At 70.2% G+C, this 12,949-nt stretch carries 15 protein-coding genes; 10 read left to right on the forward strand and 5 right to left on the reverse strand.

Annotation, left to right across the window (positions count from 1 at the left end; translation table 11 throughout):
- Positions 1 to 11 precede the first annotated feature (11 nt).
- The 4 genes from IU476_RS15820 to IU476_RS15835 all read right to left on the reverse strand — a co-directional run bounded on the left by IU476_RS15820 (position 12) and on the right by IU476_RS15835 (position 2,938).
- Positions 12 to 308 carry a DUF2516 family protein gene (locus tag IU476_RS15820; protein WP_195100811.1) on the reverse strand — a complete coding sequence of 99 codons (297 nt, stop codon included), beginning with the start codon at positions 306 to 308 and terminating at the stop codon, positions 12 to 14.
- A 75-nt stretch (positions 309 to 383) separates the two neighbouring features.
- Positions 384 to 1,043 carry a heparin-binding hemagglutinin gene (locus IU476_RS15825; RefSeq protein WP_195100813.1) on the reverse strand — a complete coding sequence of 220 codons (660 nt, stop codon included), beginning with the start codon at positions 1,041 to 1,043 and terminating at the stop codon, positions 384 to 386.
- Complete coding sequence (locus IU476_RS15830) at positions 1,040 to 1,591, reverse strand: helix-turn-helix domain-containing protein (protein WP_195100815.1); 552 nt, start codon at positions 1,589 to 1,591, stop codon at positions 1,040 to 1,042. The genes IU476_RS15825 and IU476_RS15830 overlap by 4 nt, the downstream gene beginning before the upstream one ends.
- Positions 1,592 to 1,675: 84 nt before the next feature.
- Entirely contained in the window at positions 1,676 to 2,938 is a 1,263-nt protein-coding gene (locus tag IU476_RS15835) for a DUF445 domain-containing protein (RefSeq protein ID WP_228823784.1), read from the reverse strand.
- 394 nt (positions 2,939 to 3,332) lie between these two features.
- Between IU476_RS15835 and IU476_RS15840 the strand changes: the two genes are divergently transcribed.
- The 10 genes from IU476_RS15840 (at position 3,333) to IU476_RS15885 (ending at position 11,855) form a co-directional block, all read left to right on the forward strand.
- Positions 3,333 to 4,001, forward strand: a complete 669-nt coding sequence (locus IU476_RS15840) for a TetR/AcrR family transcriptional regulator (RefSeq protein WP_324194071.1) — start codon at positions 3,333 to 3,335, stop codon at positions 3,999 to 4,001.
- 122 nt (positions 4,002 to 4,123) lie between these two features.
- On the forward strand, positions 4,124 to 5,563 hold the full coding sequence (locus IU476_RS15845; RefSeq protein WP_195100819.1) for an ABC1 kinase family protein: 1,440 nt from the start codon (positions 4,124 to 4,126) through the stop codon (positions 5,561 to 5,563).
- 23 nt (positions 5,564 to 5,586) lie between these two features.
- Positions 5,587 to 6,840, forward strand: a complete 1,254-nt coding sequence (locus IU476_RS15850; RefSeq protein ID WP_195100821.1) for a saccharopine dehydrogenase family protein — start codon at positions 5,587 to 5,589, stop codon at positions 6,838 to 6,840.
- Positions 6,837 to 7,469: a class I SAM-dependent methyltransferase gene (locus IU476_RS15855; RefSeq protein WP_195100824.1), complete on the forward strand. Its 633-nt coding sequence runs from the start codon at positions 6,837 to 6,839 to the stop codon at positions 7,467 to 7,469. The genes IU476_RS15850 and IU476_RS15855 overlap by 4 nt, the downstream gene beginning before the upstream one ends.
- A gap of 283 nt (positions 7,470 to 7,752) precedes the next feature.
- On the forward strand, positions 7,753 to 8,130 hold the full coding sequence (locus IU476_RS15860) for a hypothetical protein (RefSeq protein WP_195100825.1): 378 nt from the start codon (positions 7,753 to 7,755) through the stop codon (positions 8,128 to 8,130).
- On the forward strand, positions 8,127 to 8,741 hold the full coding sequence (locus tag IU476_RS15865; protein ID WP_228823675.1) for a hypothetical protein: 615 nt from the start codon (positions 8,127 to 8,129) through the stop codon (positions 8,739 to 8,741). Before IU476_RS15860 ends, IU476_RS15865 begins: the two co-directional genes overlap by 4 nt.
- A gap of 8 nt (positions 8,742 to 8,749) precedes the next feature.
- Complete coding sequence (locus IU476_RS15870; RefSeq protein WP_324194087.1) at positions 8,750 to 9,460, forward strand: ESX secretion-associated protein EspG; 711 nt, start codon at positions 8,750 to 8,752, stop codon at positions 9,458 to 9,460.
- A 52-nt stretch (positions 9,461 to 9,512) separates the two neighbouring features.
- Positions 9,513 to 10,361 carry a polyphosphate kinase 2 family protein gene (locus tag IU476_RS15875; protein WP_195100830.1) on the forward strand — a complete coding sequence of 283 codons (849 nt, stop codon included), beginning with the start codon at positions 9,513 to 9,515 and terminating at the stop codon, positions 10,359 to 10,361.
- A gap of 166 nt (positions 10,362 to 10,527) precedes the next feature.
- A complete protein-coding gene (locus IU476_RS15880) occupies positions 10,528 to 11,301 on the forward strand; it encodes a DsbA family protein (RefSeq protein ID WP_195100832.1) in 774 nt (257 codons plus the stop codon).
- The gene (locus IU476_RS15885; RefSeq protein WP_195100834.1) at positions 11,298 to 11,855 is read left to right on the forward strand and encodes a vitamin K epoxide reductase family protein; all 558 of its coding nucleotides are present in this window, start codon (positions 11,298 to 11,300) and stop codon (positions 11,853 to 11,855) included. Before IU476_RS15880 ends, IU476_RS15885 begins: the two co-directional genes overlap by 4 nt.
- On the opposite strand, the gene IU476_RS15890 is transcribed toward IU476_RS15885, so the two are convergent.
- Positions 11,852 to 12,940, reverse strand: coding sequence for a S1C family serine protease (locus IU476_RS15890; protein ID WP_195100836.1), 1,089 nt, complete (start codon positions 12,938 to 12,940; stop codon positions 11,852 to 11,854). The genes IU476_RS15885 and IU476_RS15890 overlap by 4 nt on opposite strands.
- Positions 12,941 to 12,949: the final 9 nt, after the last annotated feature.

Raw genomic sequence — 12,949 nt, forward strand, 5'->3', positions numbered from 1 at the left:
GGATCGCGGCCCTACCAGCGCGGACCCCGCTGCACCTCGTCCACCTTCGGCCGCACGTCGGCCAGGTAGACGCCGGTGGCGACGACCGCGATGATGCCGAGCAGGCCGACCGGCGTGCGAGCCAGCAGCAGAAAGGCCAGCGCCGCGACCAGAATGCCGACCCAGATCGGTTTGGTCAGCTTGTCGACGGCGGTGAACGCGTCCGAACGCTGCCGGACGGCGTGGACCAGCGCAAAGATGGTCGCGCCCAGCGCAGCGAGCCACAGCACCAGCAGGATTGCACCAGTCACGGAGTACACACCCCCCATGATAGAGCCAACGCCCCCGCACACCAGGGGTGTGCGGGGGCGTCCCGGGGCGGCCGTGCGGCCGCCGACCACGCCTTACTTCTTGGCGGCGGTGGTCTTCTTGGCGGGCGCCTTCTTGGCCGGCGCCTTCTTCGCGGGGGCCTTCTTGGCCGGTCCGGCGGTCGCGGGCTCGGTGGTCACCTGCACGACCTCGGCGTCGACAACCGACTCGGCCGCGGACTCCGCCTCGGCGACCTTCTGGCCCAGCAGGCCGCGGGCCTGCTCGCCGACCTTGCCCAGCACGTCCTCCGCGCGGGTGGCGAGGTCGTTGTAGAGACCCTCGACCCGGCCGAACTGCTCGTCGAAGCTGGTGTTCTCCGAACGCAGGCGACCCACGGTCTCCTCACCGCGCTCGGCGAGATCGGAGTAGAGGTCCAGCAGCTGGTGGTAGTACTGGTCGACCAGGCGGCGCAGCTCCTCCGGGGTGAAGCGCTCGCGCAACTCGGCGATGTCGTCGGGCAGCTCCGAGGGCAGCGCGCTGACGCGCTGACGCAGCGTGCCGAACTGCTCCTGGGCATCGGCCGGCAGGTTCGACAGGCGCTCGCGGGCCTCCTCGACCCGGCCGCTGACGTCGGCGGTGGCGGCCCGCTCACGGACCTTGACAACGAGGTCGTTCACCGCGGCGTACAGGGCGTCGCCGGCTCCGACGGTGGCGTAGAGCGGTCGCACGGTGGCTGTGGTGTGGGATTCGGTCATGATGTTTCGTTCTCCTGGCGTGGCGGAACTTCGGTAGTACTGCCATCGGTGGCGTGATGCGGAACCTCGTTGTCCCAGTTCCCCCCGGGAACGCCCCCCTGGGTTTCCGTAGCGTCCCCTCCGATGTCGTTCCCCGCGTTTTCCCGGCGGAACGATTCGTAGATGTCCAGTAGCACCTGCTTCTGCCGCTCGGTGATCACCGTGTCGGCCAGCAGCGCGTCCCGGACCGGGCTCGACGGCCTCTGTTCGAGGTAGCCGGCCCGCACGTACAAGACCTCCGAGGAGACCCGCAGACCCTTCGCGATCTGCGCGAGCACCTCGGCGGACGGGTTGCGCAACCCGCGCTCGATCTGACTGAGATACGGATTGCTCACCCCCGCCAGCTGTGCGAGCTGACGCAGCGAGACCTGCGCGGCCTCTCGCTGCGACCGGATGAAGCTTCCGATGTCGTGTGCCGCATTGGCTACGCGGCCCACCCGATCTCCGGCCGCAGACGTCTCTGCGGATTCCCCGGTGTTCTGGACGGAAACCTCGGGCTCCTGTGCCATCACTCACCTTCCGGCGGTTGTACGGTCGATTCTAAAACAGGGTGCTAACTCTTGCAAGCACCCTTGCTAGCACCGGTACGGCGGCTATGCCGACCAGCCCGGGAACAACGCGTGTGAAATGGCGTAGATCGCCAGGCCCGCCAGCGATCCCACCACCGTTCCGTTGATGCGGATGAATTGCAGATCACGACCCGCCTGCAATTCGATCTTGCGACTCGCCTCGTCGGCGTCCCACCGCGCCACCGTATCGCTGATCAGCGTCGCGATCTCGGCCCCGTAGTTGGCCACCAGGTAGCGCACCCCGCGCTCGACCCACGAATCCACCCTTTCCCGCAGCGGCGGTTCGTCGACCAGACGCTGCCCCAATTGCTGAACGTTCTCGGTGATCTTGCGGCGGAGCGTGCTGTGCGGGTCGTCGGCGGATTCCAAGATCATCCGTTTGGCCGCGCGCCAAGTGGCCCGGGCCATTCCGGTGATCTCCTCGCGGCCCATGATCTCCGCCTTCACCCGCTCGGCCTTGGCGATCATGGCCTCGTCGTACTGCAGATCGTGTGCGAAATCCTCGAGGAACCGGTTGGCCGCCAGCCGGACCTCGTGCTCGGGGTCGGAACGAATCTTCCAGGTGAATTCGACCAATTCCCGATAAATTCTCTCCGACAACAGCACATTGACGAATTTCGGCGCCCACGACGGCGCGTCGCGCAGCACGATCCGGTCCAGGGTCTCCTGGCTGCCCAGCGCCCACTGGTGCGCGCGCTCGGCGAGCAGATCCAGCAGCGGCGCCTGCCGGTTCTCGGCCAGCAGTTCCGCCAGCACCCGCCCGAGCGGCGGTCCCCACTGCGGTTCGGCGATGCGCTTGACGATGGTGTTGTCGATCACCTGCTCGACGTCCTCGTCGCGCAGGGCGCCGATCACCGCGCGCAGGATCGTCGAGGCCTCCTCCGAGACCCGGGCGGCATGATTCGCGTCGGCCATCCAGCGCCCGAGCCGCAGCGAGATCTGCGCCGTGTTGACCTTCTCCGCCACGGTGTCCGGCGAGAGGAAATTGGTCCGCACGAAATCGCCCAGGCTGGTGCCGAGTTGGTCCTTCTTCTTGCGGATGATCGCCGTGTGCGGAATCGGTAGCCCGAGCGGATGCCGGAACAATGCCGTGACCGCGAACCAGTCGGCCAGCGCGCCGACCATCCCGGCCTCCGACGCCGCGCGCACGTACCCGACCCACGCGCCGCCCTCGCCGCGCGAACCCAGCCAGCAGCAGAACAGATAGACCACCGTGGCGGCGGCCAGGAAACCGGTGGCGACGATCTTCATCCGCCGCAGATCACGCTTCTTACCGGACTCGTCCATCAGATCGGCGAACGACGACGGCCCCGGAGATCCCGGCGCGGGCGCCGGGCGGCGAGCCGGCGCGCCGGCTGTGTTTTCGCCCACTCCGGCAGCGGGTTCGAGGGCCGCCGCCGGCTGCGCGCCGGCGATGGATGCACTGCTGGCAGATCGCTCCATATTTCCCATTCTGGTCGCTGCCGCCGACCCGCCCGGTGTGACCCGCCCACCCCCTACTCGACGTGCGGCTCCTGACCGAAGACGGAACACGCGCGTTCGCGAGGACCTAAGCTGGAGGCGCCCAGCACCGTCCACCGAGGAGTCCATCCTGTCCACCGAAGATCTCGTCGAGGTCGGCAAGCGAGCCACCGGAGCGACCGCGGCACGCAAGGGTGCGAACCCGCCCCGCCCGGCCCGGGTGGACGGCCGCAAGAAGCGCTGGCACCAGCACAAGATCGATCGGCGCGAGGAACTCGTCGACGGCACCCTGGCCGCGATCCGCAAACGCGGCGGCGAGGTCGGCATGGACGAGATCGCCGCCGAGATCGGCGTCTCGAAAACGGTGCTCTACCGATACTTCTCGGACAAGAGCGATCTGACCCGCGCGACCATGGAGCGGTTCATCGAGACCACCCTGATGCCGCGCATCTACGAGGCCATCAGCGACGACCTCGACGAGTACGAGCTGGTGCGCAACACCCTCGCCGCCTACGTGCACACCGTCGACGCCGACACCGACGTCTACCGGTTCATCATGGGCAACGGCTCCACCACCGACAAGTCCACCCTGGCCGACTTCGAGAAGCTGTTCGCCGACGTGGTGGCGGCGGTGTTGCAGGACAAGGCCTTCGACCGCGGCATCGCCACCGAGGGCATCCAGCTCTACGCCTACGTCCTGGTCGGCGGCGTCCAGCTGGCCACCGACTGGTGGATCACCAACCGCACCATGTCGGCCGACAAGATGCTCGACCACATGACGATGATGGCCTGGAGCGCCATCGAGGGCATGGTCCGCGCGGGCGGCTCCCCGGAGAAGTTCAACGCCGATCCCCATCGCCTGCCCGACCCGTTCGACGCCGCCGACTAGACCGAAACCCGCTTCCTCCGGCCGTGCTCGACCGCTGGGCCGGAGCGTGCCGCGTTGGCTAGTCTGAAGATCGGCAGGGGGCGGTTCGCGTCCGCCGTGCGTCGGCACCAACGGAGGGTTCAATGGCGAAAGAGCTGCCGACGTCCAGATTCGCCCGGGGGACGAAGCTGGGCGTGGCCGTGGCCGGCAACGTCATTCGCGCACAGCGCACCCGCCGTTCGATGCGCGGGCGCTCGGAGGCCGTGCGGGCGCGGATGGCCGAGGAGTCGATGCTGCGCGCGACCGAGCAGATGGTCATGGTGCTGGGCACCATGAAGGGCGTCGCCATGAAGCTCGGTCAGATGCTGTCGGTGCTGGACCTGGACCTGGTCCCGCCCGAGCACCGCGAACGCTTCCAGCGCCGGCTGGCCGTGCTGCGCGACAGCGCCCCGAACGTGTCCTTCGACACCATGCGCGCGGTGGTCGAGGAGGATTACGGCCGCCCGCTGGCGGAGGTCTTCGCCGAATTCGAGCCGGAGCCGATCGCCGCGGCGTCGATCGGGCAGGTGTACCGGGCCCGGCTGCACGACGGCCGGCAGGTCGCGGTGAAGGTGCAGTACCCCGGTATCGACGTGGCGGTGCGCGCGGACCTGAAGAACCTGGCCATGTTCCGGCGGGTGCTCCAGTCGGCGATGCCGTGGGTGACCCCGGCGGTGCTCGACGAGCTGCGGCTGAACCTGGAGAGCGAACTCGACTACGTCGCCGAGGCCAACACCCAGCGCCAGATCGCCGAGCTGTACGCCGATCACCCGTTCATCGTCGTCCCGTCGACCATGCCGGAGCTGTCGAGCACCCGGGTGCTGGTGAGCGAGTACTTCCCCGGGCGCGGCTTCGAGGAGATCCGCGGCCTGCCCGCGGCCGAGCGCAACCGGGTCGGCGAGATCATCTACCGCTTCTACGTGGGCTCGCTGTTCAGCTTCAACGAGTTCTGCGGCGACCCGCACCCGGGCAACCTGCTGCTCGGCGAGGACGGGCGGGTCGCGTTCCTGGACTTCGGCCTGTTCAACCGGATGGACCCGCGGCACGTGCAGGCCGAGATCGCCGGCATCCGGGCCGCGGCCGAGGACCGCGCGCAGGACCTGTGGCAGATCATGATCGACCGCGGGGTGATCGACGCGCCCGACGAGGTCTCGCCCGAGGAGTGCCTGGAGTACGTGCTGGCCGCGTGCGAATGGGCGGTGGTCGACGAGGAGCTGACCATCACCCCGGAGCTGGCCAGCGGCGCGTTCGTGCTCGCCGTGGACCCGCGGGCCGGCGAGTACGCCGGGATGAAGCAGCAGAACCTGCCGCCGGAGCACCTGTTCTCGCGGCGCGCGGACTTCCTCACCTTCGGCGTGCTCGGCCAGTTGGAGGCGACCGCCAACTGGCATCGCATCGCCCGCGAATGGCTCTACGGCGATCCGCCGGTCACCGAACTGGGCAAGGCCCACCACGCCTGGCTCGCCCAGCGCCCGGACCTCGTGAAACAGACCACCCCGGCACGCAAGCAGGCGGCCGCCGGAAAACGACGCAAAAAAGCGTGACCCGCGATCAGAGGGGAAACTCCATGGCAGACAGGGAATTCGATCTCGTGCTCTTCGGCGCGACCGGTTTCGTCGGCAGGCTCACCGCGCAGTATCTGGCGAGCGCCGCACCGGCCGGGGCACGGATCGCCCTGGCGGGCCGCTCCCCGGAGAAGCTGACCCAGATCCGCGACGGGCTGGGCCCGGCCGCGGCGGAATGGCCGCTGCTGGTGGCGGATTCGACCGACCAGTGCGCGCTGGACCAGCTGGCCGCTCGGACCAGGGTGGTCGTCACGACCGTCGGCCCGTACCTGCGCTACGGGCTGCCGCTGGCGCAGGCGTGCGCCCAGGCCGGCACCCACTACGCCGACCTCACCGGCGAGCCGCTGTTCATCCGCGAGTGCATCGACCGGTTCCACGACCAGGCGGTGGCCAGCGGCGCGAAGATCGTGAATTCCTGTGGCTACGACTCGGTTCCGTCCGATCTGAGCGTGTACCGGCTGTACCGGCGCACGGTCGAGGACAACACCGGCGAGCTGACCGACACCACCCTCGTCGCCTGGCTCAAGGGCGGCGCCAGCGGCGGCACGATCGACAGCGGGCGCGCCATGATGGAGGCCGTCGCCGCCGATCCGGCCAAGGGCGCGGTGCTGTCGCACCCGTATTCGCTGAGCCCGGACAAGTCGCTGGACCCCGATGTCGGGCGGCAGACCGACCAGGCGCTGGCCCGCGCGTCCAGCATCGACCCGAGCCTCGACGGCTGGGTGGCCACCTTCGTGATGGCCGCGCACAACACCAAGATCGTGCGGCGCAGCAACGGCCTGCTGGGCTGGGTGTACGGCAAGAACTTCCGCTATCGCGAGGTGATGAGCGCCGGTAAGTCGGCCGCCGCGCCGCTGGTCGCGGCGGGCATCGCCGGCGGCATCGTGGCGGGCCTGGCGACCGGGGCGCTGCTGTCGCGGGTGTCGGTGGGGCGGCGGCTGCTCGACCGGGTGCTGCCCAAGCCGGGCACCGGCCCGGGCGAGGAGGCCCGGCGCAACGGCTGGTTCACCATGAAGACCTTCGCGCACACCACCTCCGGCGCGAAGTACGTCTGCACCTTCGCGGGGCAGGGCGACCCGGGCTACCAGGCCACGGCGGTGCTGCTCGGCGAGTCCGGGCTGAGCCTGGCGTTCGACGAATTGCCCGAGGGCGGTGGCATTCTCACCCCGGCCGCGGCGATGGGCGACCCGCTCACCGAGCGACTACGCCGGGCCGGCATGACCATCGAGGTGGAGCGGGCGGGAGCGGCCGAGTGAACTTCGCGCGACGCACCATGAACCACCCGGCCTTCGCGCTGGCCTACGAGCGCGCGTGGCGGCCGACCAGCTTCTTCGTGGCCACCGGCCGCACCATGCAGGCCGACCGCCGCGACGCCGTGCGCACCCTGCGCCTGCGCGGCGACCGCAAGGTGCTCGACATCGCCTGCGGCCCCGGCAATTTCACCCGGTATCTCAGTGAGCACCTGACCGGCGACGGCTACGCGGTCGGCATCGACTTCTCGGTGCCCATGCTGCGGCGGGCCCTGGCCGACAATCGCGGACCGCGAGCCGGGTACGTGCGCGGCGACGCCCGGCGGCTGCCGTTCCCCGACGAGAGTTTCGACGCCGTCTGCTGTTTCGGCGCGCTGTACCTGATCCCGGACCCGATGGTGGCGGCCCGCGAGATGATCCGGGTGCTCGCCCCGGGCGGCCGGATCGCGATCAGCACCAGCCACCGCGACGACACCTGGTTCGGCCGGGTCAGCACCGCCATCGGCGGCGCGGGCGGCCTGCGCGTCTTCGACACCGACACCTTCCCGCGGCTGTTCGCCCAGCAGGGCCTGGTGGAGATCGAGCAGCAGGTGCACGGGCTGATGCAGTACGTCAGCGCCACCCGGCCGCACTGAGCCGCGCCCGACCGGCACCGTCCCGGCGTCACATATGCGCCACGCGAAGGCGGTTCCCCTGTGCGGGCGGGCGGGTCCTCCCCGCTCGCGCCGTCTTCCTCGTCTTCCGGACCGCACCGCGCGGCCTCGACGCGGCATTCGGAAATTCGCTCGCCGCAACGGCTTTCACAAGCCCGCGCGGGGAATGGTGTGCCGCGTCACAATCTCGAACCGCGTCCCGGCTGGCTACTCTCCGGTAATGTCCCGATTCGGACAGGTGGGTGCGCGGAAGGGGGATCGACGGGTGGGTGTACCGGATACCGGACAGCAGGCCGCCCGCGAGTTGTATGCCGCGGCAACGGGTTCCGACTTCGAGATCGCCGAGGACGTGGCGCGCAATCTGGCCGCCGCCTGCGATCGGCTCGTCGAGGAACTGCAGCGGGTCGGCGCGACCGAACACCAGCTGACCACCGTGACCGGCTTCGCCGACCTGCCCTCGGGGCGTCAGCTCGCGCGCGGGTTCAGCGGCAAGGGCCGCGAATTCCTCGACACCGTGCTCGCCTTCCAGGAGACGGCGCTGCTGTTCAAGGCCGCCTACCTGGCCGCGGGCAAGCATTTCGCCGAGGCCGAGGCCGCCAACCGCGCGGCCCTGGAACTGGTTGCCCGCCCGGAGGATCGGTGACCGCGGACGAGCGCGCCGTGACGTCCGGCGACCCGCCCTTATCGCCCGCCTTCGATCCCCCCTACGTCCCCGATCGCGAGGTCTTCGGCGCGCTCGACCACCAGGAGATCTGGCACCTGGTGCACGAGGCCCTCGACCCGGGCGCGCTGGGCCAGGCGGCCGACGCCTGGCAGCGCAACGCCGAACTCGTCGGCGATGCCTTCCGCGCCTTCGCCGACAGTACGAACGCGGAGTTCGCGCGCTGGTCCGGTCAGGCCCGCGACGCCGCGGTGCGGGCCACCCTGGATCTCGTCGCCCGCGGCGGCGCGGTGGCCGAGAGCTGCGCGGCCGTGCAGCGGTTGCTGGAGGCCGATGCCGAAGCCGCCCAAGCCATCCGCGACGCGCTCCCGCCGCCGCCACCGCCCTATCAGCCGCTGGACGACCCGGCCGCCGAGGTCGTGCACGGCGGCCGGCGACGAATGGAATACGACGTGCGGGCGGCGGCCGCCCTGGCCGACGCCCGCGACGTACTCGCCTACGTCTACAACCCGACCCTGCCCGCGTCCGGGGATCGCGTACCCCGATTCGCACCGGCGCCACCCGGGCCCGGCTCGAGCGGGGGTCGCCAGTAGTGAAATGGGTGCTGACCCCGGACGAGTTCACGCACGTCTGGGCTACCGAGACCGGTCTGGACCGGCGTCCTTACCCCGTAAATATGATGCCGGCGGCGACCGCCCGCACCGAATCCGAGTACGCCGCACTGGGTTTGCGGCACCGCTACGCCCGCAACACCGACCCGGATCTGACCGCGGCCCTGATGCTGTGCGCGCGCACCGACGCCACCACCGTCACCCTCACCGGTCAGCGCTCCGGCACCACCGACCCGGACCGGCCCGAGCGCATCCTCGCCTTCGCCGCGGTCGTGCACCACCACGCCGGCATCCTCGTCGCGGGCCCCGACACCGTGACCGTCACGGTCTGCCACGCCCGCGCCCTGGGCGCGAAACTGGTCGAGGTGATCGGTTCGGCGCCGCCCGGGCGACAGGCCGCGATGCGCGAGCCGCAGGACGAGGTGCTCAAACCCGACCCGCCGCCCCCGTTCGACGCCAACGGCCGCCACGGCGCGGCCCGCTTCCGCCGCAAGCTGCGCGAACCGGTGGACGCGCGCGGTTTCATCACCGTCAGCGTCGCCCCCGACAACCCCATGTCGCCGCCCACCCGCCACCGCACCTGGCTGGATTTCAGCGGCGACGGCCGCTATCTGCTGACGACCGCGGCCGATCTGGTGCTGACCCCGGTCTCCGACACCGACCTCGCCGCCCAGCTGATGAAGCTGGCCGGCATCCACTGACGCGGGCCGCGCCTCGACGCATTCCCGGCGCGAGCGGCCATACTGCACTGTTATGGCGAAATCCCCGTGGTCCACCCCGGTCACCGAGGCACTGCGCGCCGACGGCATCGAATTGAGCGCGCTCGACACCTCGGCCACGCCCGGCTTCGAAGGCGACAAGAAGATCGGCGCGGCGTTGCTGGCACAGCGCGCCGAGGTGCTGTCGGACCTGCAGGAGAAGCTCTTCGCGAACGGCCGCTCCGGCGATACCCGCAGCGTGCTGCTGGTGTTGCAGGGCATGGACACGGCCGGCAAGGGCGGCATCGTGCGCCACGTCATCGGCTCGGTGGACCCGCAGGGCGTCGACCACGCCGCCTTCGGCGTGCCGACCGCCGAGGAGAAACGCCACCACTACTTGTGGCGGATCCGCAAGCAGTTGCCGCGCGGCGGGCAGATCGGCGTGTTCGATCGGTCGCACTACGAGGACGTGCTGGTCGTCCGGGTCCACAACCTGGTGCCCGAGCAGGTGTGGAGCGAGCGCTACGACGAGATCAACGACTTCGAGCGCGAACTGGTGGACTCCGGCACCACGCTGGTCAAGGTGGCCATGTTCGTCTCGCTGGACGAACAGAAGAAGCGGCTGGCCCAGCGCCTGGAGCGCCGCGACAAGTACTGGAAGTTCAACCCGAACGACATCGACGAGCGCGGCTTCTGGCCCGCCTACCGCGAGGCCTACCAGGCGGTCCTGGACCGCACCTCCACCGAGCGCGCTCCCTGGTACGTACTGCCCGCCGACCGCAAGTGGTTCTCCCGGCTCGCGGTCACCGAGCTGCTGATCGACGCGCTGACCCGGCTCGACCTGGACTGGCCCGCAGCGCAATTCGACGTCGCGGAACAGCAGCGCCGGCTCGCGGCGTCCTGAGCGGGCGCGAATCTCGGGGGTTTCTCAGGTTCACCGGCGATCATGTGGTCCGGGCGGGCCCACGCCGGTCGGGCGCCGGTGCCGCGCCCGCGCCGAGCGCGACCCGTACCATCGCAGACGGCACCGGACGGCTGTCCGCACGAAGACACAGGAAGGCGACTCGAAGGTGAGCAAGAATCCGCGTGGTAAGAGCCCGCTGGCATCGGTGCAGGGTGCCGATCGCACCCGGACGATCCTGATCCAGGTGGGTGTCGGGGCCGTGCTGGTCGCGCTCATCGCCGCCATCGGCATCAGCGTCGCGGTGAAGCAGGCGAAGAAGAACGACCCGGGCCCGACGCCGACGGTCGCCGCGCAGCAGGCAGCGCCGGACGCGCTCACCGCGTCGATCACCGACAACGGCGCCATCCGGATCGGCAAGCCGGGCGCCAAGGCCACCGTGCGCGTCGTCGCCGATCTGCAGTGCCCCGCCTGCCAGGCCTTCGAGCAGGCCAACGGCAAGGCCATCGAGGACGAGGTGGCCTCGGGCAAGGCCGTGGTCGAGTACAACATCATCGCCTTCCTGGACAAGATGTCCTCGGGCACGCGCTACTCCTCGCGCGGCGCCAACGCCGCCTACTGCGTGGCCGGCGCCGACCCCGCCAAGTTCCTGCCCTGGCTGACCACCATGTACCAGCAGCAGCCGCCGGAGAACGGCACCGGCCTGAGCAACGACCGGATCGTGCAGATCGCGCAGGCCGCGGGCTACACCGATCCGGCCGTCGCGGAGTGCATCACCAGCGACAAGTACGACAAGTACGTGCAGAAGGTCACCAAGGACGTGCTGGGCGAGGGCATCCAGTCCACGCCGTCGGTGTTCGTGAACGGCACCGCGGTCAAGAGCTCGCAGGAGCTCATGCAGCCGGACGGCCTGCGCCAGACCATCGAGAACGCCGCGAAATGACGACGCGTTCCGCGTGGATCCTGCTGATCGGCGGGCTCGCGGGGTGGATCGCCTCGGTCACGTTGACCGTGGAGCGGTTCAAGCTGTTCATGGATCCGGACTACAAGCCCTCGTGCAGCATCAACCCCATCCTGTCGTGCGGGTCGGTGATGGCGACCGACCAGGCCTCGGTGTTCGGCTTCCCCAATCCGCTGATCGGCGTGGTCGGCTTCTCGGTGCTGGTCACGCTGGGCGTGCTGGCCGTGGCCGGGGTCGGCCTGCCGCGCTGGATCTGGGGCGGGCTGTGGCTGGGCCTGGCGCTGGGGATCGTCTTCATCTGCTGGCTGATCTTCCAGAGCCTGTACCGCATCAACGCGCTGTGCCCGTACTGCATGGTGGTGTGGGCGGCCACCCCGGTGCTGCTCGCGGTCGTCACCGATCAGCTGTGGAGCGGCGCGCGCGGGCCGCTGCGCGTGGTCGCGGAATGGCGCTGGACCGTCGTGGTGGTGTTCTACGCGGTGGTGCTGGTGCTGGTGTTCCTGCGGTTCCAGGACTACTGGATGTCGCTGGTCTAGTTCGGCGGGCCCGCGGCCAGCACCACGACCGCCGTGCGCTGGGTGCCGTCGGTCTCGGTCAGCACCAGGTGCACGGAGTCGTTCGGTTTGCGTTGGTTCAGTACGGCTTTCAGCGTCTGCACGGAGGTGACCGCGCGGCCGTCGATGGCGGTGATCACCTCGCCCTCGGACAGCCCGGCGGCGTAGGCGGGCAGCCCGTACACCGCGGATTCGATGCGCGCGCCGGTGGGTTTGGCGTCCGAGGTGATCACGCCCAGCGTGGCGGTGGGGCCCACGTGCACCGTGTCGGTCGGCATGCCCGAGCGAATCTGCCGGACCACCCCCATGGCCGTATCGATCGGCACCGCGTACCCGCTGGCCCGGCCCGCCGCCTTGGCCGCGTCGCCGGTCGCGGCGGTGACCACGCCGACCACCGCGCCGTAGCGGTCGGCGAGCGCGCCGCCGGACTGCCCCGAGGTCACCGGCGCGGCGACCTCGACCATCCCGGTCAGCGTCTTGCGGGAGTAGTCCGCGGAATTGCGGGCCACGATGGAGGAACCCAGCGCGGTCACGGTGCCCGGCGTCGCGGTCGGTGATCCGGTGCCCCCGGCATTGCCGATCGCCAGCACCTCGTCCCCGACGCGCAGCCCGGCCGAACTGCCGATCCGGGCCACGGGCAGGTCCCGGGCATTGGTCAGCGCCAGCAGCGCGATATCGGCGTCGGAGTCGTATCCGAGCACGGTCGCGACGTACACCGCGCCGGTCCCGAGATCGCCGACGCTGATCGACTCCGCGCCCTTGACCACGTGATGGCTGGTGAGCACCTGCCCGTCGGCGCTGAGCACGATGCCCGAGCCGGCCGCGCTCGTGCCGGACGGCCGGATCGACACGTTGATGTTGACCAGTTCCGGTTCCACGGCCGCGGCGACGGCGACCGGATCCAGCGGCGGCAGCGGCGGCCCGAGCAGGGTCGCGGTCGGGTGGCCGACGCCGAAGGCCCAGCGCGGCAGATCGCCCTGATAACCCAGAAAGGCCACCGCGACCAGGGCCACGACGAACAGCGCACCCAGCAGCCGGCCGGACCGGAACGGACGATCGTCGTACATGGCCACTCC

The organism is Nocardia blacklockiae (genome assembly GCF_015477355.1).
In the GTDB taxonomy this organism is placed as follows: domain Bacteria; phylum Actinomycetota; class Actinomycetes; order Mycobacteriales; family Mycobacteriaceae; genus Nocardia; species Nocardia blacklockiae.

Coding starts and splice junctions, on each gene's coding strand:
- IU476_RS15820 (WP_195100811.1), bottom strand. CDS start 308: ATGGGGGGTGTGTACTCCGTGACTGGTGCAATCCTGCTGGTGCTGTGG.
- IU476_RS15825 (WP_195100813.1), bottom strand. CDS start 1,043: ATGACCGAATCCCACACCACAGCCACCGTGCGACCGCTCTACGCCACC.
- IU476_RS15830 (WP_195100815.1), bottom strand. CDS start 1,591: ATGGCACAGGAGCCCGAGGTTTCCGTCCAGAACACCGGGGAATCCGCA.
- IU476_RS15835 (WP_228823784.1), bottom strand. CDS start 2,938: ATGGACGAGTCCGGTAAGAAGCGTGATCTGCGGCGGATGAAGATCGTC.
- IU476_RS15845 (WP_195100819.1), top strand. CDS start 4,124: ATGGCGAAAGAGCTGCCGACGTCCAGATTCGCCCGGGGGACGAAGCTG.
- IU476_RS15850 (WP_195100821.1), top strand. CDS start 5,587: ATGGCAGACAGGGAATTCGATCTCGTGCTCTTCGGCGCGACCGGTTTC.
- IU476_RS15875 (WP_195100830.1), top strand. CDS start 9,513: ATGGCGAAATCCCCGTGGTCCACCCCGGTCACCGAGGCACTGCGCGCC.
- IU476_RS15885 (WP_195100834.1), top strand. CDS start 11,298: ATGACGACGCGTTCCGCGTGGATCCTGCTGATCGGCGGGCTCGCGGGG.
- IU476_RS15890 (WP_195100836.1), bottom strand. CDS start 12,940: ATGTACGACGATCGTCCGTTCCGGTCCGGCCGGCTGCTGGGTGCGCTG.